Source organism: Acinetobacter bohemicus ANC 3994 (genome assembly GCF_000367925.1).
GTDB classification, from domain to species: Bacteria; Pseudomonadota; Gammaproteobacteria; order Pseudomonadales; family Moraxellaceae; genus Acinetobacter; species Acinetobacter bohemicus.
This window is the reverse complement of sequence record NZ_KB849164.1, coordinates 921,187-943,169: the sequence shown is the minus strand read 5'-3', so window position 1 is coordinate 943,169 and position 21,983 is coordinate 921,187. Positions and strand designations below refer to the sequence as shown.

The 21,983-nt window shown below is 35.6% G+C and carries 22 protein-coding genes; 10 read left to right on the top strand and 12 right to left on the bottom strand.

Going from position 1 to position 21,983, the window contains the following annotated elements:
* Positions 1–365: 365 nt before the first annotated feature.
* A complete protein-coding gene (locus F994_RS04350; RefSeq protein WP_004648901.1) occupies positions 366–602 on the bottom strand; it encodes a hypothetical protein in 237 nt (78 codons plus the stop codon).
* Positions 603–1,071: 469 nt separating this feature from the next.
* The gene (locus F994_RS04345) at positions 1,072–2,487 is read right to left on the bottom strand and encodes a cryptochrome/photolyase family protein (RefSeq protein WP_034696658.1); all 1,416 of its coding nucleotides are present in this window, start codon (positions 2,485–2,487) and stop codon (positions 1,072–1,074) included.
* 337 nt (positions 2,488–2,824) lie between these two features.
* Between F994_RS04345 and F994_RS04340 the strand changes: the two genes are divergently transcribed.
* The gene (locus F994_RS04340; protein WP_004648899.1) at positions 2,825–3,445 is read left to right on the top strand and encodes an SOS response-associated peptidase; all 621 of its coding nucleotides are present in this window, start codon (positions 2,825–2,827) and stop codon (positions 3,443–3,445) included.
* Between the two features lie 331 nt (positions 3,446–3,776).
* Positions 3,777–4,016 carry a DUF2171 domain-containing protein gene (locus tag F994_RS04335; protein WP_004648897.1) on the top strand — a complete coding sequence of 80 codons (240 nt, stop codon included), beginning with the start codon at positions 3,777–3,779 and terminating at the stop codon, positions 4,014–4,016.
* A gap of 40 nt (positions 4,017–4,056) precedes the next feature.
* Here the strand turns inward: F994_RS04335 and F994_RS04330 are convergent, their stop codons facing one another.
* The 7 genes from F994_RS04330 to F994_RS04300 form a co-directional block, all read right to left on the bottom strand.
* Positions 4,057–4,317 carry a hypothetical protein gene (locus F994_RS04330; RefSeq protein ID WP_004648896.1) on the bottom strand — a complete coding sequence of 87 codons (261 nt, stop codon included), beginning with the start codon at positions 4,315–4,317 and terminating at the stop codon, positions 4,057–4,059.
* 210 nt (positions 4,318–4,527) lie between these two features.
* Positions 4,528–4,731: a hypothetical protein gene (locus F994_RS04325; RefSeq protein WP_004648895.1), complete on the bottom strand. Its 204-nt coding sequence runs from the start codon at positions 4,729–4,731 to the stop codon at positions 4,528–4,530.
* Between the two features lie 14 nt (positions 4,732–4,745).
* Positions 4,746–4,967 carry a hypothetical protein gene (locus tag F994_RS04320; protein WP_004648894.1) on the bottom strand — a complete coding sequence of 74 codons (222 nt, stop codon included), beginning with the start codon at positions 4,965–4,967 and terminating at the stop codon, positions 4,746–4,748.
* Between the two features lie 1,417 nt (positions 4,968–6,384).
* Complete coding sequence (locus F994_RS04315) at positions 6,385–6,615, bottom strand: hypothetical protein (protein WP_004648892.1); 231 nt, start codon at positions 6,613–6,615, stop codon at positions 6,385–6,387.
* 235 nt (positions 6,616–6,850) lie between these two features.
* Positions 6,851–7,942 carry a YheT family hydrolase gene (locus F994_RS04310; protein ID WP_004648891.1) on the bottom strand — a complete coding sequence of 364 codons (1,092 nt, stop codon included), beginning with the start codon at positions 7,940–7,942 and terminating at the stop codon, positions 6,851–6,853.
* Positions 7,943–8,058: 116 nt separating this feature from the next.
* Positions 8,059–8,469, bottom strand: a complete 411-nt coding sequence (locus F994_RS04305) for a nuclear transport factor 2 family protein (protein ID WP_004648889.1) — start codon at positions 8,467–8,469, stop codon at positions 8,059–8,061.
* Positions 8,470–8,602: 133 nt separating this feature from the next.
* Positions 8,603–10,627 (bottom strand): oxidoreductase, encoded by a 2,025-nt coding sequence (locus F994_RS04300; RefSeq protein ID WP_004648888.1) that lies wholly within the window; start codon positions 10,625–10,627, stop codon positions 8,603–8,605.
* A gap of 135 nt (positions 10,628–10,762) precedes the next feature.
* Here F994_RS04300 and F994_RS04295 point away from each other — a divergent pair, with 135 nt between their 5' ends.
* The 3 genes from F994_RS04295 to F994_RS04285 all read left to right on the top strand — a co-directional run bounded on the left by F994_RS04295 (position 10,763) and on the right by F994_RS04285 (position 13,492).
* Positions 10,763–11,305 (top strand): PadR family transcriptional regulator, encoded by a 543-nt coding sequence (locus F994_RS04295; protein ID WP_004648887.1) that lies wholly within the window; start codon positions 10,763–10,765, stop codon positions 11,303–11,305.
* A gap of 18 nt (positions 11,306–11,323) precedes the next feature.
* Positions 11,324–12,232, top strand: coding sequence for an alpha/beta fold hydrolase (locus F994_RS04290; protein WP_004648886.1), 909 nt, complete (start codon positions 11,324–11,326; stop codon positions 12,230–12,232).
* 360 nt (positions 12,233–12,592) lie between these two features.
* A complete protein-coding gene (locus F994_RS04285; protein ID WP_004648885.1) occupies positions 12,593–13,492 on the top strand; it encodes a LysR family transcriptional regulator in 900 nt (299 codons plus the stop codon).
* 406 nt (positions 13,493–13,898) lie between these two features.
* Here F994_RS04285 and map read toward each other — a convergent pair whose 3' ends face one another.
* Positions 13,899–14,693, bottom strand: coding sequence for a type I methionyl aminopeptidase (map, locus tag F994_RS04280; protein WP_004648884.1), 795 nt, complete (start codon positions 14,691–14,693; stop codon positions 13,899–13,901).
* A 348-nt stretch (positions 14,694–15,041) separates the two neighbouring features.
* Here map and brnQ point away from each other — a divergent pair, with 348 nt between their 5' ends.
* Together brnQ and F994_RS04270 are read left to right on the top strand one after the other, a co-directional pair.
* On the top strand, positions 15,042–16,334 hold the full coding sequence (gene brnQ / locus F994_RS04275; RefSeq protein WP_004648882.1) for a branched-chain amino acid transport system II carrier protein: 1,293 nt from the start codon (positions 15,042–15,044) through the stop codon (positions 16,332–16,334).
* Positions 16,335–16,846: 512 nt separating this feature from the next.
* Positions 16,847–17,089, top strand: a complete 243-nt coding sequence (locus tag F994_RS04270) for a hypothetical protein (RefSeq protein ID WP_004648881.1) — start codon at positions 16,847–16,849, stop codon at positions 17,087–17,089.
* A gap of 69 nt (positions 17,090–17,158) precedes the next feature.
* Here the strand turns inward: F994_RS04270 and F994_RS04265 are convergent, their stop codons facing one another.
* Entirely contained in the window at positions 17,159–17,617 is a 459-nt protein-coding gene (locus tag F994_RS04265; protein ID WP_004648880.1) for a hypothetical protein, read from the bottom strand.
* A 122-nt stretch (positions 17,618–17,739) separates the two neighbouring features.
* Between F994_RS04265 and F994_RS04260 the strand changes: the two genes are divergently transcribed.
* Positions 17,740–18,600 carry an alpha/beta hydrolase family protein gene (locus F994_RS04260; RefSeq protein ID WP_004648879.1) on the top strand — a complete coding sequence of 287 codons (861 nt, stop codon included), beginning with the start codon at positions 17,740–17,742 and terminating at the stop codon, positions 18,598–18,600.
* Between the two features lie 207 nt (positions 18,601–18,807).
* Entirely contained in the window at positions 18,808–20,157 is a 1,350-nt protein-coding gene (locus F994_RS04255) for an amino acid permease (protein ID WP_004648878.1), read from the top strand.
* A gap of 626 nt (positions 20,158–20,783) precedes the next feature.
* Here F994_RS04255 and F994_RS04250 read toward each other — a convergent pair.
* Positions 20,784–21,065 (bottom strand): hypothetical protein, encoded by a 282-nt coding sequence (locus F994_RS04250; RefSeq protein ID WP_004648876.1) that lies wholly within the window; start codon positions 21,063–21,065, stop codon positions 20,784–20,786.
* 301 nt (positions 21,066–21,366) lie between these two features.
* Here F994_RS04250 and F994_RS04245 point away from each other — a divergent pair, with 301 nt between their 5' ends.
* Positions 21,367–21,960, top strand: a complete 594-nt coding sequence (locus tag F994_RS04245) for a papain-like cysteine protease family protein (RefSeq protein ID WP_004648875.1) — start codon at positions 21,367–21,369, stop codon at positions 21,958–21,960.
* The last annotated feature ends 23 nt before the right edge of the window (positions 21,961–21,983 follow it).

Here is a 21,983-nt window from a genome sequence, read left to right as displayed (position 1 = left end):
CAAACGAATGACGGGGTTTTATATGCCGGAGAACATTGGCAATTTAGAGAACTACTTAATCATCTTTACCGCATTTGCGGCATTCATGAGTGTATCCACACTTATCATCGAAGTCGAATTCATACGCATGAATACAAAATAATTTACGGAGGAAGTGGAGCATTTGTTTCTCCTAAATTTCAAAAAAAATACCTCCTTGCTAGGAGGTAGAAACTAAAAACAAGAAACTACAGCGATAGATTCTGGAAAATTATTATATATGTACTTGATTTTAAAACATTGGCAAAAAATTACTTTACCATTAATTCAAAACAGCCAAGAGAAAGCCCGATCAATGACTGAGCTTTAGTTGTTATACAGCTATATCAATTTGAACACTTCACCTCAAGCTGATAATCATCTTGAGTAACTTTAATTTTAATCTTCTTATATTTTCGCTTACTCGGTTCCATAGCTGACCCAGCCACTTCTTCAAAAAATTTGCGATCACTCATTAGCTCAGCATAAGCCTTATAGCCAATTAATATTTTTTCAGGGATTTTATTTTTTGAGACTATATCACTAATAAGTTTATCTAGTTTTTTTATATAAATATTTGGCATTTAGAGTAAGCTCAAAATTTTAAAACAATATCATACTTTAATTTTATGAATATATAATGTCAAAAAAACCATCTAATGATGAACGCTCAAATTTAACTTTTTATTTTTCTTACAATTAAAATACTGACCTACCAGATCATCCCACCCATGCATATATTCAACTCAAATACCTGATTATAGCTAACTACTTAGGATCTCACTAAAAAATAAAAAAGCCTGACTAGATGACTAAATTTGCTTTTATCAAAATAAAAAACCTGCTTACCTCTCCCAAGATAAGCAGGTTTAATCTACGCTGTAATTTTAGAATTTTTAAATTATTTATTTTCACTCAATATAGCGTTAAATTATTTCAATAATATGAAAGCCATCAAAATTCATTATCAATTAAATTTTAAATATAAAGATCTATCTGGATTTTCTTGGATCGACAATACCCACCCCAATCCATTTTTCAGTTGATGATTCCTTACACCTTAAAAGCTTCAATTGCCCGAACCCGAGTTTGTTTCAAATCTGAAATCGGTTTAGGATAATTTAAACTCAAGTCAGGATTTTTATTATAAGGTTCATGAATGAGTTGAGCATCTAAATGTGCCAATTCAGGAACCCATTGACGAATATAGTCACCATGAGGATCAAATTTTTGTGATTGAGTGATCGGATTAAATATCCGAAAATAAGGCACTGAATCCATGCCTGTAGAGGCACACCATTGCCATCCGCCATTATTTGCGGCTAAGTCACCATCAACCAAGTGTTGCATAAACCATTGTTCACCCAGTCGCCAATCTATCAATAAATTTTTAGTTAAGAACATGGCCGTGATCATACGCACGCGATTATGCATCCAACCTGTTTCCAACAATTGGCGCATTCCCGCATCTACAATAGGAATACCTGTTTGCCCTTGCTGCCAAGCTGCTAAGTCTTCGGGCGCATCCCGCCATGGGATATTCTGTGTATTGGCCTTAAATGGATAATGTTTAGAAAGCTGCGGAAAATCAAAAAGCGTATGTTGATAAAACTCGCGCCATAATAATTCATCTAACCATGTTTGCTGACCCAATTGCTCTATATGAAAATGCCCGTGTTGTTGGCGAAATAATGCTTGAATACATTGACGAATGGAAAGAATGCCTAAATTTAAATAAGGTGATAATTGGCTGGTGGCATCTAAATGAGGAAAGTCGCGTTCTTTTTGATAATTAATCACTTTATCATTGATAAAATCATCTAATAGCGTTAAGGCATATTCTTCACTTACAGGCCAGTGAGCTTGTTGTTTTTTAACATATTCTGAATGTTCATATGTAGCAGTCAAAACTGATTCATACCAAACCTCGTTATTCGGAAGATCAGCCTGTACTTCTATTTGAGGGTAACACTGTGGCAAGCCTAAACTAAGCAGTTCATAACATTTTTTCTTAAATGCCGTAAAAACTTGATATGGTTGTTGTGTTTTATTGCGAACAGCACCTACAGGAAATAGGGTACGATCATGATACAACTCAAATGTTTTATTATATTTCTCGAGCAATTGTTGAACTTGAGCATCCCGCTTTAACTCATTTACACCGACCTCAATATTGGCATGTAGACATTCAATATCCAGTTTTTGTGTAAGCTTAGAAATGACTTCGGGAATATCTTTCCAAAAAGAGACTTCCTGAAGCACTAATGGAATATTTAGATTCTTTAACTTTTTTTTAAGCTCTTGTAGTTGTCTTAAATAAAAATCTATTTTAACTGCTGCATCGTCATGTAAAGCCCATTGTCCAAAGGATATGGCCACGAAAGCAATGCAAGGACCCGCTTGTGTGGCATGCCAAAGTGCAGCATGGTCTTGAATGCGTAAATCTTGTCGAAACCAAATTAATTGCATAGACATTACCAAAGCTCAAGATATTTATTCATTGCTATTTTATGAAAAATAAACAAATAAAAACAGCATGAAATACAAGTTCTTTACTTTAGATCATTGATGATTAATATTATTTTAGTCTGTCTAATTTTCAAAAATCACTCAAATCACGTTCAACAATTCAATTCACATTCGGGCTATTCCTATTCACTGTTCAGCTGATTAGATTTCTATCCTGAAAATATTTATAAAGCTTGCCCAGTCAAAATCTTTAAAGTACTCAATTTGTAAAATCCATGATTCTTGCTCATTCTTTTTGCTTTAATAATAATGATCAATAAAAATAAAGAGACCACTCATGTGTGCAAACTTTAAAGCGATCAAACGAAATCGAGCATATCTTCTTGGTCTTTCTGAACCTCTATTTGATTTTCCTGAAGATGTTTTCCCTTTATATGATGCACCCATTTTAATCCATGGTGCTGATCAACCCGAATGGGATCTTGCTAAATTTGGTCTTATTCCATTTTGGGCTAAAGAATTAAAATATGGTCGTCACACCTATAATGCCAGAACTGAAACTGTCGCCGAAAAGCCGAGTTTTCGGCATGCATGGCATAAAAATCAATTTGCCTTAATACCTGTCGACGCTATTTTTGAACCCAAATATACTGATGGAAAGCCTCAGTGGTATGAAATTGCTCGTGAAGATGGCTTACCCTTCACTATGGCTGCAATCTATGAAAATGCGGTCATCAATGATCAACCGATTCGATCCATGAGTCTGTTAACCATGAATGCCGATCAGCACCCTTTTATGAAGCAATTCCATGCACCAAACCATGAAAAGCGCTCAATTATTGTCATCTCTGAAGAAAATAGAACTGATTGGCTGAATTGCACATCCAATGAAGCAACTCAATTTTTCGTTGCAATGCAAGATGAGTATGTAGCTACACCTAAAAATACTCATCGGTAAAAGCTATTTTAATGGTCTTTTATTTATGAATCATCTTATTTAAAAGATGTGATTTTAATTAGATAAAAATGTTATTTATTGCTTACTAAAATTTTAACAATCAGTTCTAAGATATTTTTATTTTTAATCAGCAAAGCAACGAGTAATACTAAAAAGAATAGCTCGTATTTCAACCTCGATCCTTTCAAAATAAGGGTTTAAACAACCATATTGATTCTCAAAGGTAAACTTAGTTAACGTTTTGTTTGCTTTTGCATATATATACGATAAAAATTTTAGAATGCCTTAAATTAGATAAGCAAGATTACCGCTATTATAGGAGAGGTATGACATGGCGACTATCAATGTAAATGACATTACCAAACATGCAGATGTTATTGCATTATGTGGCACAAAAGTAGGAACAGTAGATCATCTTCAAGGTACAGATCAACTTAAGTTAACCAGACATGAAGATGGTCATCATCATTTTATTCCGCTTACATGGGTTGATGAGATTAAGAATAATCAAGTTATGCTCAATAAAGATGCTGAAGAAGTAAAAAGTCACTGGGTTACTGCCCAAGATTAAGATAACTATTCAAAAGTAAGCCCTTTTTATTTGGAAGGGCTTATTGATGATTAAAATACTGTTTACAGCCTTCAAAAAAGTCCTGATTAAAATTTATTGCTGGGTCATCTTTTTCATCATCACACTGATCTACAGACTTAAATTGATTGTCTTTAGCATAGCGGTAGCCATTGTATTGTTCCGTCCCTTCTGTAAAACCACCCAACTTTTCTGGCTGCATCACATACTGAAATATGAAAAATGCAGCGATACCCAGAATCGCTAAAGCAGTGCTTAGGATTTTCAATTGTTTTGGTAGCATTTTTTACTCGCTGTATTTTCAGCATCAGAAAATAAATATACATCAAACTCTCCAGTATTGCCTGAATATTTTATTATTTAGTTAACGATAATTTTATTTATTTTACTTCAACCACATATATTTATTTTATATAAAACTCAGATAATAAATTATAATTTTACGTACAGATTAAAACCTATCTCTCACTATTTAGATAATATTTATTTTAATTTATCTGAATGACTCCTTACAAACCCATATTTTCCCATCTATATTGACACGATCTTGTTCCAAGAGTATTAACTCCTTACCGTAGTAATTGGTAAGGTTTATAAAATTTCCATTTTTATCATAATTAGCCCAAACACCTCTTTGAATATCAGGGCTTTCCAATTTATAAAATGTAACTAACTTTTGTGGATATGTTGTATTCATCTCACATAGCCTTATTAATTTGCTAGATAAGGATAATCCTCTTCTATAAAAAAAATCTCACCAGTAGAATTTAATATCCATTGATAAGTCCCTATAATTTTTGTTAATTTTTCCTTTGATGAATCATATACATTAATTAAATGACGATCGTCATCATATTCACCCGTATACATTAGCTTAGGTAAAAGTTTAAAGTCTTCATTCATCTTATAGGCTTTGACTGGTCTGATATGCATTATTGACTCCTTAACTATTTAAAGGGACCTGAGCCCCCTTAAACTTAAGTTTTTAATACAAAATATTTTATTTTTGCACCTGTGATTGCTTCTCAGATGATCTCTGTTCATTATGCCTATGGTCTTGCTGTGGTAAATGGTGAGGCTGTTTTATCGGTTGGTTTCTTTGATTAGAATCTGTTTGATTTTGAGACTGTGATTTAGACATAACCCTATTCCTATTCGATATTTTAATTTGATAGCAATATTCGTCCAATTATTAATGACATTATTAGCATATACCTAAGTTAAATTAATAAAAACAAGCAGGATGTATCAAAATATAATATTAAAAAAACAATATAATTAAATATTAATTTTTTAATATTAAATATATTTAATAAAATTATTCGATATAATTCTTAAGCATATCTATTTTTTTTAACCATTATTTAAAAATGAATGTATAAGTTATGATGGAAAGTTCAAGCTTTAAAGCGCATAACATGGAATACTAAAATGAATTCTATAGATTGTTTGAAACAAATATTCATGAATTGAATTTAAGTCATGATTAAGAATAACGTCTAATAAAACCTTAAAAATATTAAATTTCAATTAAATCATGATATTAATAAGTAGGGGAAATAGCATTACCACCAAATAAAAGCTCAGTCAGAAAAGAGTTTTTATCGATTTATTAATTATAGGTTAAATATAAAGGGTATAAAATAGCTGCTTATATTTAAAATATATCATAATAATCAGTTAGTTAACCTAAAACTATAACAGCTTTGAATAGTCTAAAATGAGTTTATTATCTAAAGTTTAAGTTAAGCTTACTTTTACGAATAGTGATTTATTAAGAATCGAAAGTGATGTACATATCCCCCATCATCTTGTTGGGCGAAGCTGAACCCAAAACACCTTACAATAACTTAATCATGATCTGGTTTTAAATCAAACATATAAAAAAAGCACCTTAAGGCACTTTTTTTATTCAACTTATTACTGTCTAGTTAAACATTTGCCCGAATGCGTAAATTACAAGCATAATCATAAGTGCAGATGATGAAGTTATTAATAATTCTAAAGTTTTCATAGACCACTCACTTCTCTTAAAGTGGAACATTATTTATACTCATATATTGATTACCAATGAATGACAAAAAGTGACAAAAAACACTTATAAATATACAAACATGTAAAAAATAATTTCTTTAATTTATGGCTTAGAAAAAATTCTATGAATCTAAATTGTTTACAAATGAAACCAAGAGCCTTGCTGTATCCATTATTGCACTGATATAAACAAATATTTATATGCTAAAACATTATAGAAATACGCTTTATTGCTATTGATATTTTGTATCAATAGCAATATGCGCAATAAAAAACCGCCTTAAAGACGGTTTTTAGATCAGTGGCTATTTACTGTTTAATTCACACGTGAGGTGAATCGAAACATTTCATTAACACCTGTATAGAAGCTACGACCATCAAGATTTAAATCAATTTCAACACCTGACTGAAGCAAAACTTTCTTTCCTACTTCAACCCATTTAAACCCATCGCGAGTACTTTGCATTTTTTTTAAAGGCACCAACGACACAACAATTTCACTACCATTTACAGATTTTGCTACTAAATTTTCAATATTATTCAACATTTACACCAAATTTCAAACACATATAGAAATACCACCATTGGCATTTCGAAATAACAACTTTAATTTTGACAATTCAAACGAGATAAGACTTATATATCAATTTTAAAAGATAACATTTTCATGTCATTTTTATTGTTGAGTTAAGTATAACAGAAATACAAATTTAATCACCCATTACTTATCAGTCTTACTAATATTATTTGCATCAAAATATTTCAAAGCCACGTTAAGTCATTCATTCTTGATGTTGTAGCATTAAGTAGTCTGATATCAATCGTGCTGACCATGATTGTGTATTTAAACCTTCATAAAAACCGCAATGACTGCCCTTTTTCGTGGTCACCACCATCATATTGGGCATCTTTTGAATCATTTCTTTATAAGGCTCAAAATTACGAATATTACAGACGGGGTCATCTTCAGCATTTAAAATCATCAAAGGAATTTTAACATTTTCAAATACAAAAATTGGATTTGTTGCCTGATTATAAGCCTCAAAACTACTATAGCCTGCCAGTTCAAAATAGTGAGATTGAAATTCCTGCAAACTTTTTGTCGCCAAAACTTGTTGTAAAGATGCGGTGTATTTCCATGTCTCTGCATAAGGATAAATAAAAGCCTTAAACAATTTCTTGGTCATCACCTTGGTATAAAAAGGATGTACATTTTTAAATCCTAGCTCGGTGTCATAGCCCGGACACAATGCAAAAGCGGCTTTAAATGGTGTTTTCTGACCTTCTTCACCCAAATAGCGAACCAACAAACCTGTTCCAGCAGAAGAACCGACCGCATATAAAGCAGAGTTTGGAAATTCATTTTGAATGTGTCTAATTTGCTCACGCAAATCATCCGTTGAGCCAAAAATAGACATTTTAGGCACTGGCATCGGTAAATTAGCATGCCCACGGCGCAAACATAATGCGATACGCCAACCTGTATGTGCATGTAAATCACGCACCAATTCACGCATACTTTCTGGTGAACCCGTTATGGTATGCATTAATACAATGGTGGGTGTGGTCTCTGGTAAATGTAAACCATGCCATGCAATTGCAGTGATACCACCATCAGCCATTTTTAATTGTTCAATGGCATCGTATTTTAAATGAATGGTTTGTTTCTTAATTAAATCAAAATACAGCAAATGAGCATGCGTGTTGGATAACCACGGTGTTGGTCGATACTTTTGTTTCAGCTGAGGTAGCTCATCTAATAACTGTTTAACCTGACCATTTGGATCATAATACAGTGTTGGCACTTCTGCCCCTGTCACCTGATCCAGCCATGTTTGCGTCAATTGGTTAATTGTTTTAAGCACCGACCACATTGTTCTAAAACCTTCTTTTACCAAGTTAAAACGCTTACCTGTCACGACTGAAATTTCAGTATAAGTTCATTTTAGCGAACAGCAGGCACTCATTTATGTAACAACTCTTATCGCTATTATGCCTTTGGCATAAATGCAGCCATACGCTGCCCCATTTGAATTGCAAGTGCTTCTAAACCACTTTTCGGACGAATCATCACTTCAAAATCAACAATTTGACCATTTTCATTAAAACGAATCATATCAATACCCTTTAATTTCTTTTCACCTACATTGGCAGAAAACTCAAGGACTACACTTAAACCATCTTCGGTATAAAATTCACGGTGATAAGTAAATTTTTCAAAAACTTGAATCACATTGTTCAAAATAAAAAAGACCACTTGTTTTCCTGAATAAGGATTAAATGCAACGGGGGAACGAAAAACCACATCCTCTGCTAAAAGCTCATTTAAGATGCTCATATCACGGGTCGCGACCATATCATGCCAGCGTGTCAGCGCTTGTTTTGTTGTTATGATACTCATGTTTGAGTTCCTTTTTTTATATAGAAAGTTCGATTTTAAATACCTCCCCTTGCGGAGTATGCTCCTCACCTTTTTAAAGGGAGTTCCCCCTTTTATAAAGGGGGTTAGGGGGATTATTTTAGATCAGTAGTAATTAAATCTTCGCAGCTAAATCTGCACCTTGGCGGATGGCACGTTTTGCATCTAGCTCACCGGCTTCTTTCGCGCCACCAATTAAATGAACATTTTTCCCATCGGCTTTAAGTTGATCGAACATCGCCGTAAATGGCTCTTGTCCTGCACAAATCACCACATGATCAACTTCAAGTACGGTAGGCTGACCATTGACTAAAATATGCAAACCTTGATCATCAATTTTTTCATAACTTGCGCCTGAAACCATTTTCACATCACGATGTTTTAAACCTGTGCGGTGAATCCAACCTGTCGTTTTACCCAAACCAGCACCAACAGAACTTGCCTTACGCTGTAGCAAGTAAATTTCACGATTGGACTTTTCTAATTCTGCCGATTTTAAACCACCAACATTTTCATAGCTGGTATCAATGCCCCATTCATTATAGAATTTTTCAGGATTCAGACTTGCACTGTCACCTTCATGGCTTAAGTATTCAGCCGTATCAAAACCAATACCACCTGCACCAATAATCGCCACACGTTGACCAACAGGTTTACGTTCTTTGAGTACTTCGATATAAGTCAGTACTTTCGGATGATCAATGCCATCTATGTCTAAATCACGCGGTGTAACCCCTGTTGCAACCACAATGTCATCAAAGTCAGACTGACTTAATGCTTCATACGTCGCTTTATGATTCAGAACTAATTTAATATTCGGTTGTAATTCAATTTTACGTTGGAAATAACGCAAGGTTTCATAAAACTCTTCTTTACCCGGAATGGTTTTGGCAATATTGAACTGCCCACCAATTTGATTGGAAGCTTCATAAAGCGTAACATTGTGTCCGCGATCTGCTGCATACGTTGCAAAGCTTAGACCTGCTGGTCCTGCACCAATCACAGCGATACTTTTAACTACAGTAGATTCTTTAAAAATCAATTCTGTTTCATAGCAAGCACGTGGATTGACTAAACAGGTTGCAATTTTCATTGAGAAAATATGATCCAAACAGGCTTGGTTACAACCAATACAGGTATTAATTTCATCACTACGCCCTTGTTCAGCTTTTTGAACAAAGAACGCATCGGCAAGCATTGGACGTGCCATAGAAATCATATCGGCATGACCAGAAGCCAAAACATGCTCAGCCATTTCCGGGGTATTAATACGATTTGATGTAATCAGTGGAATATTAACCAAACCTTTAAGTTTTTCAGTTACCCAAGTAAATGCAGCACGCGGTACTTTAGTGGCAATCGTTGGAATTCGTGCTTCATGCCAACCAATACCTGTGTTGATAATAGTTGCACCCGCTTTTTCAATTTCTTTAGCAAGTTGCACCACTTCATCTAAAGTTGAACCGCCTTCAACCAAATCCAGCATCGATAAACGATAAATAATAATAAAGTTTTCACCGACTTCTTCACGGGTACGTTTGACAATTTCAATCGGGAAACGAATACGTTTTTCATAGCTACCGCCCCACTCATCATCACGATGGTTGGTGCGGGCGGCAATAAACTCGTTAATGAGATAGCCTTCTGAACCCATAATTTCTACGCCATCGTAACCTGCATATTGGGCAAGCTTAGCGCAATTAGCAAAGTCATCAATGGTTTGCTGAACTTCTGCTGATGTGAGGGCTTTAGGTTTAATTGGGTTAATCGGTGCTTGAATAGCAGAAGGTGCAACTAAGTCGGCTTGATACGAATAACGACCTGTATGTAAAATTTGTAATGCAATCTTACCACCAGCAGCCTGTACTGCTTGGGTAATCACTTTATGTTTTTCTGCTTCGGCAATACTATCTAGCTTAGAGGCATGTGCAAATGTCAGGCCCGCATCATTCGGTGCAATCCCCCCAGTCACAATCAGCCCCACACCACCTTGAGCACGTTCAGCATAAAATGCTGCCATACGATCATAACCACCCGGTGCTTCTTCTAATCCTACGTGCATAGACCCCATCAATACACGGTTTTTGAGTGTGGTAAAGCCTAAATCTAAAGGTGCTAATAAATGAGGGTAATTAGACATATGATCTCCTTGGCGTGCTTTCTCAGCTAGCTAATTGTGTTTAATGCAACTTGTTGCATAAGTTATATTCTAGATTTGTTTTTTATGCAACATGTTGCATAATGATCTGGTAAATTTTTACTGACTGAGTCGTTTATGTCTTTAGCCCATGTTTTGTTAACGAGCTTAATTGAAAAACCAAGTACTGGGATTGATTTAGCACGTCGCTTTGACCGTTCTATGGGTTTCTTTTGGAATGCAACACATCAGCAAATTTACCGTGAACTCAATGGCATGCAGCAAAAAAACTGGATTTCAACCATTGAAGAACACAATACAAATAGTCGTAAAAAAACCTATCAGGTTGAACAATTAGGGCGTGCCGAATTGGCCGATTGGATGGTCAAACAAAGCCCTCCAGCTCAATTACGTGAAGAATTGATGGTTCGTCTACGTGCCGAAGCACAATTGGGAGGCAATAGTGTCCTTCCTGAATTGGAACGCCATCTGATTTTGCACCGAGAAAACCTAAAAATTTACCAAACTATTTTTGCAAAAGATTTTGCCAATCGGCATGATCAAGATCGAACCCAATTTATTCACAAAATGATTCTACAACTTGGAATTGATTTAGAAATGGGCTGGATTAGCTGGTTGGAAACCATCATTCCACAATTAAAAATATTTGATGAAAAATAACAAAATAAGGACATAACCATGCCACATTATCGTATGCCTGATGGTGAACAACTTTTTGTTCGTGAATTTGATCAAGGCAAGCCTATTTTAGTGCTATCGGGTTTAGGCATGCAAAGTTGGCAATGGCTGCCTTTCCTCTATCCTCAAGCGAGAAACAATAAATTCATTATTCCAGATTGGCGTGGTTTTGGTGGCTCTCATCATTGTGCCATTCCGCAACTTGATGCTATTTCTAGCCATTGGCGTGACATCAACAGTTTAACTGAACAACTTCAGTTGGATAAATTTTCCGTGATTGCTTATTCTATGGGTGCAACTACGGCGATGCATGGTATGCAATATGGTCATTTAAGTGAAAAATTAGAGCGTTATTTACATATCGATCAGACACCCAAAATTTCTGTTGATGCCACGTGGCAGTATGGTTTATTAAGCCAAAAACAAGCTCAATTTAAACAACTCTTGGCTGAAATATCAGACTTGCTTGCATGCAATGTGCCTGCACGTGTGCTATCCGACCTGAATCCAACATCTCGACAACACTTATTAGAACTTTGGCTGGCATTTATTCAGCTCCAAGCCAACAATAAAGTTACACCTTTACTGTTTCAACTGGCCTTGCAGCGCCCTAAGTTACAAGCTCTTATTTTACCTATTCAGCGTTTAGATTATTTGGCATGGTATGTAAATAATTACTTACATCATAATGAAGACTATCGTCATGCCATTGCACAGCTCTCTTGCCCGAGTACTTTTTTCATTGGAGAAAAATCGATACTTTACCCTTCAATAGGGCAAAAAATCATTGCCAATAGTGTGAAAAACTCAAAGCAAATTATCTTTAAAAAGTCTGGGCACATGCCACTGATCAGTGAACCGATCAAATTTACTCATGAAATTGCTCAGTTTCTCAAAAACTCAGCATAAAGTTTTACTCTAAATTAAATCATCAAACTCATGGTTTTCGCCTTTTAGGGAATAATACACATTCCTTTTTTCGCTTCAAGCAAATCCAAAACCAGTTGTATTCCATCAACAATTATTAAACTTTTTGGATCTCAGCGGTATGCTAAAAAATAAGCATTATTGTCTGAATGGTAATACGAAATTTTTAACGTCTAATTCAGGCTGTACTGATTGCAAAAATAAAATATATGCACATGTTTAAATTATGAAAGTTATTGATTACAAACAGTACAAACCTGAAAAATTAAACAAATATAAAATTGACAAAGTGCAACGATAAACCTTTAATCTTCAATATTGTTGCATAAATGGAATTTTTAAATGCTGTCTGATCTTGATGATTTTTATTGCTTTGCATTGGTGGTTGAACACGGCGGATTTAGTGCGGCTGAACGTGCAACAGATATTCCAAAATCAAAATTAAGTCGTCGAGTTTATAATCTTGAAGAGCATTTGGGCGTTCGATTAATTCAGCGCAGTTCACGCCATTTTGCCGTGACTGAAATTGGCATGAATATTTATCGCCACGCACAAGTGATGATGAATGCCGCCCAAGCTGCGCATGATTTAGTGGATCATTTAAGTACCCAACCTCGTGGCGTGATTAAGGTCAGTTTACCGGTATCTATTGCACAAAATGAAATTGCGAAAATTTTACCTCAATTTCTAAAAACATATCCTGAAATTAGAATCCAACTTATTGTCAGCAATCGCCGTGTCGACATCATCAATGAAGGCATTGATGTTGCCTTACGCGTACGTTCAAACTTAGATGATGACCCAAGTTTAATATTGCGCAAATTTGAGAAAATTGAACAACATTTATTTGCCAGCCAAGCTTATCTGAATGAGTTTGGTGATTTGAAACAACCCGAAGATTTAAGCCAACATCAAATTCTCAGTATGGCTGATGAACATCTAGATCAGCACATTGTGGTACACGATGAAAATAATCATCAGAAAAAGATTAAGGTTAACCCCATTGTCATGGGTTCTGACTTAATGATGCTCGCCCAATTGGCTAGACAAAATTGTGGGATTGCGCTACTGCCTGATACCATTGTACAAGACTACGTACAAAGTGGTGAATTAGTCCGCGTACTGCCCAATTGGAAAGCTCCGCATGGCATTTTACATGCGGTTTATCCATCACGTCGTGGGCTACTTCCTGCTGTTCGTGTCTTTATTGATTACCTCGTCGCACACCTTAGCAAACAATAAAGTACTCAATATAAAAGCAATAAAGAACGTAATGGCTCAAAATTCGAAATGGTCAATCAATCAATTTTAGCCATTACGCTTCACACGACAACACACCACTCATTAGATGCATGATAAAAAGCAATGCGTAAAAATTTGAGACAAAAAAAACTTACCCGAGATGGGTAAGCTTATAAACTAAAAACAAGAAACTACAGCTAGAATCTATGTGCACATAGTACAAATAAAACACAATCAGAACTAATAGTTAAAAAATATTAATCTTCCATTTGAAATAAAAAATACCAAAATAAAACAATATCTTAGAAAATAAACTAATCGTTTAAACAACTTTATTCATCTATCATATAGATAATATTATACTAAAGTATAAAGTAATAAACTTGCTACCCGAAAGCACCCGATTTTAAATTTCTGGATATGAACCTGTACCTTCTGGCCATGGTGATAAAAGTTCAAAACCGGTATCGGTAACAACAACCATATGTTCCCATTGTGCAGTTAAAGAACGATCTGCTGTCACAACAGTCCAGCCATCTTTTAATTCTTTAACATTAGGTTTCCCAGCATTAATCATGGGTTCAATGGTAAAGACCATGCCTTTTTTAAGCTTCAGACCTTGACCTGCTTGACCATAATGCAAAACATTGGGTTGTTCATGATAAACCTGACCAATTCCATGACCACAGTACTCACGGACAATGCTATAACCTTCACGATGCGCCACAGATTGAATAGCAAAACCGATGTCACCCAAAGTTGCATCTGGTTTAACCGCATGAATCCCTGCAACCATGGCTTCATAAGTCGTTTCAACTAATTTTTTAGCCGCTGGTTTAACCGTACCCACGTAATACATACGACTGGTATCCCCAAAATAACCATCTTTAATAATTGCAACATCAATATTAATAATATCGCCATCTTGCAAAATAGTCGTTGCAGATGGAATACCATGGCACACAACTTCATTTGGAGAAATACAGGTGGTTTTGGTATAGCCATAATAACCAACATTTGCTGGAATCACTTTGAGTGTATTCACAATGAAATCATTACAAATATCGTCTAAGTATTCTGTGCTTACACCGGGCTTGACATACTCCCCTATCATTTCCAAAACCTGAGCTGCTAAACGCCCGGAAATACGGAGTTTTTCTATATCTTGCTCAGTTTTAATGGTAATAGCGGAAGCCTTCATTGTCTCATCCTCATGTATAAGGCTTTTGATTATAGACCTTTTCGTATTTTTTTGTTTAATCTGTGTGTATAAAGCAATTAAACTTAGGTTTTTCAGCTTTTTAATGCCTAATTTACAAACATTTAAAATGCTGTTGCAAAGAAAATAAAACGTGGTAATTTCTTAAAAACAAAGAGTATTTTTATTTTTCCATTCAATAATCAACAATATAAATCAACCTAAATTTAGCCATTTGTTCAGCTACATTAATTTTCATATAAATAAAATTCATACCTAGCATAAAATAAATTACCCAAAAACTTTCGTATCCTCTAAAATCACCCCTTTTAGTCAATCCATCTCCTTTTCATGACAAATCTCCGTACAAGAGATATTATCGCCTTAGGTTTTATGACCTTTGCACTTTTTATTGGTGCAGGCAATATTATCTTTCCACCTATTGTGGCTCAACAAGCCGGTGAACATGTATGGTTAGCCGCATTTGGTTTTTTAATCACTGCTGTTGGTCTACCTGTTATCACCATTATGGCGCTATCACGAGTAGAAGGATCTATTCAAAACTTAAGTTCTCCTTTGGGTAAAATCGCCAGTCTGATTTTAACCATCTCGTGTTACTTAGCAGTTGGTCCTTTATTTGCGACTCCACGTACAGCAACGGTTTCATATGAAATCGGTTTTTCTTCTTATTTTGGTACATCAAGTAGCAGCTTGCTCATTTACAGTGCAATTTATTTTGCAGTTGTGACCGTTGTATCTTTATATCCAAATAAACTGTTAGATACCGTGGGTCACTTCCTTGCACCGTTAAAGATTATTTCTTTAGCCGTATTAGGTATAGCCGCATTTGCAATTCCTGCTGGATTCATTCCACCAGCAATTAACAACTATGTGGCTGCTCCTGTTTCTGAAGGCTTTGTGAATGGTTATTTAACCATGGACACTTTAGGTGCATTGGTCTTTGGTATTGTCATTATTCACGCGATTCATTCACGTGGCGTAACTGATAAAAAACTGGTGACTAAATATGCAGTAATCGCAAGTTTAATTTCAGGTGTCGGTTTAACCTTAGTTTATTTAAGTCTGTTCAAACTCGGTTTAGGAAGCCATGAAGTCGCTCCAAATGCAGCAAATGGTGCAGTGATCCTGCATGCATATGTGCAACATGCTTTTGGCGATGTTGGTTCTCTTTTCTTAACGGGTATGATTTTCCTTGCCTGCATGGTAACAGCCATTGGCTTAACCTGTGCTTGTGCAGAATACTTCTCAGAACTCACTAAAATCCCTTATAAAATTTTAGTTTTTGTTTTAATTGGCTTCTCTTTCATTATTTCAAACTTGGGTTTAACCAAACTTATCGCCGTGTCTGTACCTGTGTTAAGTGCAATTTACCCACCAGCAATTGTGGTTATTTTACTAAGTTTCTTTTGGAAATTTTTCAATCGACCAACTCATGTTGTTGCACCAGTCACAGCAATTGCATTTTTATTCGGTATTCTTGATGGTGTTAAGGTAGCAGGTTTCGAAGCTTATTTACCTGAAATTGTTCAGCATTTACCTTTAAATGCACAAAATTTAGCATGGCTTATTCCATCCTCTATTGTGCTGATTATTGCTATTGTGATTGATAAAGTTAAAAAATAACCAAAACCAATGTCATTAAAATCAAGTTTTACCCAAACCTGATTTTAGTCGTGATCAATAAGACATCATGTTTTACCCAAACAGCGTTTTATTGTTTACATTCTTAGGCATTGTTTTGGTTAAACCACTCTATTTCGCATGCGATATGCATGTGACACTCTCAAAGACCTATCTTTTCCCTCATCACCAATACACCATCATATCTCTCGCCACGCGCAAATAAAATTATTCAACTTGCTGGCATCAATATTGCTTATTTATGCTTCGACTATTGTTGAATATCGCCCGTAATCCAACGCTTGCTACACTAAAAGAGTAGATTACATTTATTCAATAAATACTTGGTATTTACATTTTTAATAAAATGAGCATATGTTTTTATCCACCTAACATAGTTTTATTACAAAATAATGACATTTGCTATTGAAATAGTGGTAAATAACAAGTAAAACAATAGAAACCAATCTGACTAAAACAATAGGGTTTAGGTCAAAATGACAGGAGGGGTGGAGATGTTATCATTACATTTCAATAAGGAAGTCTTCATTAACGCTCTAAAAGCAAATAAGAATATGGTCACCTATTTGAGTACCACTGTTGCTCTAATGCTGACACTTATTATGCATGGTTTAATTCAAGGCAATTTAAAACCTGAATTCTTCATGTATGCTTTTATTGTCTCAATTGCCTTTTATATTTGGGCTGTGGCCGATCAGAAGTATCGTCAGCAGAAACAAAATAATTCTACAGAATAAAAGATGGGTGAACTTTCACCCATCTTAAACACAGAAAAATAATCATTAATACATGTATAACAACCAAAATTAAAATACACTCAACCCAAAGATTGTCCCCAGTAACAACCCTGCCGTTGCGCCCAACTCTCCTATCACCAAAAGAATCATCGCACTAGTCAGCAGCCATTTTGGTAATTGCCAACGTCCCATTTGATGCGGAACTTTAAATTGATTACTGGTATCCTTCAACCAACCATGCAACACATAACTTAAAATTGAAAAACTAAAAAAGAAAAGATTGATCAAAACAAAAATTAAATTCACCCCTTCAGACCATACTGAAAAATAGGCTAAAACTGCAATAATCAAACTGGCTGGCGCATAAAGCAAGCTGCTTCTATGTGCAATATCGACATAATAATGTGCACGAGCCTGTTCAGAATGACGTATTTGATAATATTTCCATACCCCTGTGAGCATCCCCACCCAAAGAAAAATACCGCTAAATATAATTGCGAGCGAAACAGATTGAGCTAAATTGTCCATATTTATTGCTTTATATCCTTATTTTTAGAACGCTATTCTGACTTTAAAGTCATTCTTTATGCAAGTTTCTTTTTAGAACTTCGCTACAGTAGTCATCAGTTTAATTTAACGTATGTTCTAATATGAGCACATTTGAAACATTAGAAATCAGCTGTAAAGATGGGTATTCTCTCAGTGGTCGGTTTTATGCAAAGCAAACTTCTCATAAAAAAAATCACCCCGTTTTAGTTTGCCCTGCAACGGGTATTACTCAGCATTTCTATCAAGCTTTTGCGGAATGGCTAAGTACACAAGGCTATGATGTTTTGAGCTTTGACTTCCGTGGCATTGGTCGCTCGCTACATGGCCCTTTAAATCAGTCTGAAGCCAGTATTGTCAATTGGGGGCAGCTTGATATTCCTGCCGCAATAGATAGTTTGTTATGTAAAACTCAAACAGATCAGGTCATTTTACTGGGTCATAGTGCTGGCGGGCAGCTTTTAGGCATTGTCCCGAATTATCAAAAAGTTGCAAAAGTCATTGCTGTTTCTGGCTCAACTGGACATGTGAAAGGCTTAAAAGGCAAAACCAAGCTTTTAGCCCCGCTGATGTTTAATGTTATTTTCCCATTAGCACGCATAACCAAAGGCTATGGCCCAACTCAAGCGATTGGCATGGGTGAAAACCTACCGAAAGATGTGGCTAAGCAGTGGGCTCAATTTTGCAGCAAACCCGGTTATGTCATGAATGCGATTGGTAAAACCGTATTTGAAGATTATCACGCTAAAATTGATTGCCCAATTACGGTGCTGTGGTCTTCAGATGATGAAATTGCAACTGCAGCAAACGTGAAAGATTTACTACGCTTGTATCCAAATGCAGACACACAAATGATCGAGTTAAAACCTAAAAGCTACGACCATAAAGCAATTGGTCATATGCTGATGTTTAAAAAATCACATCAAAACTTATGGTCAACCATCGAAAAGCAACTCCATATTTAATCTAAATAACTTCCCCAAAAGCCACCTTTCTTTTGATCAAACCAAGGAACGGTGGCTTTTTTATTGCAAGCATCCGCATCTTTTTAATCATAAAAACGCCCAATTCATAAATATAATTTTATTAATTGATAAATATTTATTATATTAGTCAACTATTTTCAGCCCCGCTGTTTTTTCACTCCCCTATACCACATAAATGGATCATTTATGTCTTCGCACAAACAAAGCCAACTCAAGCATGGTTTGAGTAATCGTCACATTCAATTGATTGCCCTTGGCGGTTCAATTGGTACAGGTCTTTTCCTCGGAATTTCCCAAACCATTCAACTTGCAGGTCCAGCAGTCATACTCGGTTATGCCATTGCCGGTTTAATTGCATTTTTTATGATGCGCCAACTGGGCGAAATGGTGGTGGAAGAACCCGTCAGTGGCTCATTCAGTTTTTTTGCCTATAAATATTGGAGCCCATTTGCTGGCTTTATGTCAGGCTGGAATTACTGGGTACTGAATATTTTAGTCTGTATGGCTGAACTGAGTGCCATTGGCTTATACGTGCAATATTGGTGGCCTGAAATTCCGACTTGGGTTTCTGCACTGGGCTTTTTTATTTTAATCAATATGATTAATTTAATGCATGTCAAAGTCTTTGGCGAAATAGAATTTTTATTTTCCATCATTAAAATTTTAGCCATTATTGGCATGATTGGCTTTGGCGCTTATTTACTGGCGAGTGGTCATGCCGGCGAAACCGCCTCTGTATCTAATCTTTGGGCACTCGGTGGCTTTTTCCCAAATGGTATTTCTGGTTTAGTCATGGCAATGGCGATTATCATGTTTTCCTTTGGTGGCATTGAACTGGTTGGGATTACCGCAGCCGAAGCCAAAGACCCAACTAAAACCATTCCGAAAGCGGTCAATCAAATCGTATATCGGGTTTTATTATTCTATATTTGCACGATTTTTATCTTATTGTCTTTATATCCTTGGAACCAAATTGCAGAAGGTGGCAGTCCTTTTGTTTTAATTTTCGATTCTTTAGGCAGTCAATCGGTTGCAACTATTCTTAATTTTGTGGTTTTAACCGCGGCAATATCGGTTTATAACGGCACCAGTTATGGTACTAGCCGTATGTTGCTGGGTTTATCTGAACAAGGTAATGCACCAAAATTTTTAAGCAAAATTAATCAACGTGGTATTCCCTACACCGCGATTTTAACCTCTGCGGTTGTGACGCTGATCTGTGTCATTTTAAACTACATGTTTCCTGAAAAAGCCTTTAAGTTATTGATGAGTCTTGTGGTTTCAGCCATTGTGATTAACTGGATGGTGCTCTCGCTGACGCATCTTAAATTTAAGCAACGTATGCTTCAGCTTAAAAAAATAAGTATTTTCCCCAGTATTGCTTATCCGTTGACTAATTATATTTGCGTGCTTTTCATGCTGTGTATTTTAGTGATTATGTGGATGACACCAGATATGCGCATTGCCGTGATGCTGATTCCTGTGTGGATTGCATGTTTAAGTTTGGCCTATTGGTTGAAAATAAAGAAAAAGTGAAATGCGATATAGCCATTCCATTTTCTGATTTACGACCTTGAGCTAATGAATGTTGTGAATTTTATTTTGATTGAGTGACTTTCACATTCTTTTGCTGAAAATGATCTGAGTTTGTGTTTTAATACACTTAGTTTGAGATGAGCCTCTTACAGTATATGGGCTTTGACTTGTATACGACTAGCCCCTAACCATGGGGCTTTTTAATGCCTGAAATTTGAATAACTTATAATTAATTGGCGAAATATTGGCGTAAAGTACAAGTTACCCACAGATCAATAGGTCTTGTGTAGAATCATTAATCATCCACTTGTATTTCGGTTTGATCGTCAGTATGTTAATGTTTTTACTGTAAATAAAATTACCAGCACTCTCTACAATCAATTTGATTGCAGCAATCTGTACTTCACTTTCTTGTAAAAAAGAGCATGTGAGTGCGTAAGGTGCATCTAGTACTGCGACCAATGAGCGTATAAGCTCCCTGAGCAACCTGATCTACGCCAGATTTCATAAATTACATCAGCTATAAAAAGAAGATCATCAAAACGATAGTAATTAACAAATTACCACAATTCTTAAAGCATCCTATGTGACCGCAGTTATACAGCTTTACACTTACTTTGCCACCCTTAACGCTCCCAATTAATGCTATAAACTTTTCCATCAACAATAGTAATTTCATATTTTACATTGTCTAAGTGATACAGATAAGTGATAGCAGCATGAGGCCAACCTTTACGATCGTGAATAACATGCTTATAAGATGACTTTGGATCTCCAAGCACATCAATCATTTTACTGTGTGAATCATTTAAACTAACAAAACCAAAGCTGCCACGCACTGAGTCAGCACTGGTCGCAAAAGCAGTAGATGATAGTGTCAACAAAATCGCTAAAATAATTTTTTTCATAAATTTATCCCTTATTTTCAAATAGAATATCTAATCATTCGGTAAAAGTCACCTGCATATTATTCCTTCAGCCCCTCAAAAAATTTTGCAAACTCTTTGGTATTTCCTGTTTCTCTGTTGTATGGTAGAAATCCAAATCTATCCCGCTTAAGGTCTTTTCATAAATTACGCCCATTAAAAAAACCTCCCGAGGAAGATTTTATTTTCTATATGTCGTTAGAAGCTAATCACAATAGCTATACTCATTAGCCTCTCTTAAGAATATACTTAGTATTCAGGAGATTAGAAGGGTGAAAAGTAAATGAAAAAACATATGATAAAAGGAGTTTTATTATTTTTAATTTTGATGAGTTCAATATCAACTTATGCATTCCCACCCCCACCTCCTGTTGACATACCTATACAGAATATCCCGCAACAAACAGAGGTTTGGTGTTGGGCGGCAGTAGCTCAACAAATAATCCACTTTAAAAATGGACCTATGAACACTCCTGCACAATGTGAAATGATCGCTCTTTCAAAAAATGCCCCTATCCCTTATTGTTGTTCAAATTTTAATAATTGTGCAACAACAGGATCATTGACAGAGATTCAAGCACTTCTAAGTTATTTCGGAGGTAGTTTCTCCAGTTATTCCCCTCCTGCTGACCCAATGTCTTTATATTATACCTTGGCTCAAAATAAACCTGTGATTATGCAGATTTCAACAGTTCCACCTGGATTTCCTTCCGGTATGAGTCATGTAATTGTAATTCGAGGTATGTTTTTTCAAACAACACCTATGGGTGTAATTCCCATGCTTATAGTCAATGACCCCATGAATCAGTACACTCAGCCAGTCCCATACGCACAACTTGCACCGTTATGGCAGTCAGCAATTGTCGTTCATAACTAAATATTTTTTTAAGAAAAACCCTA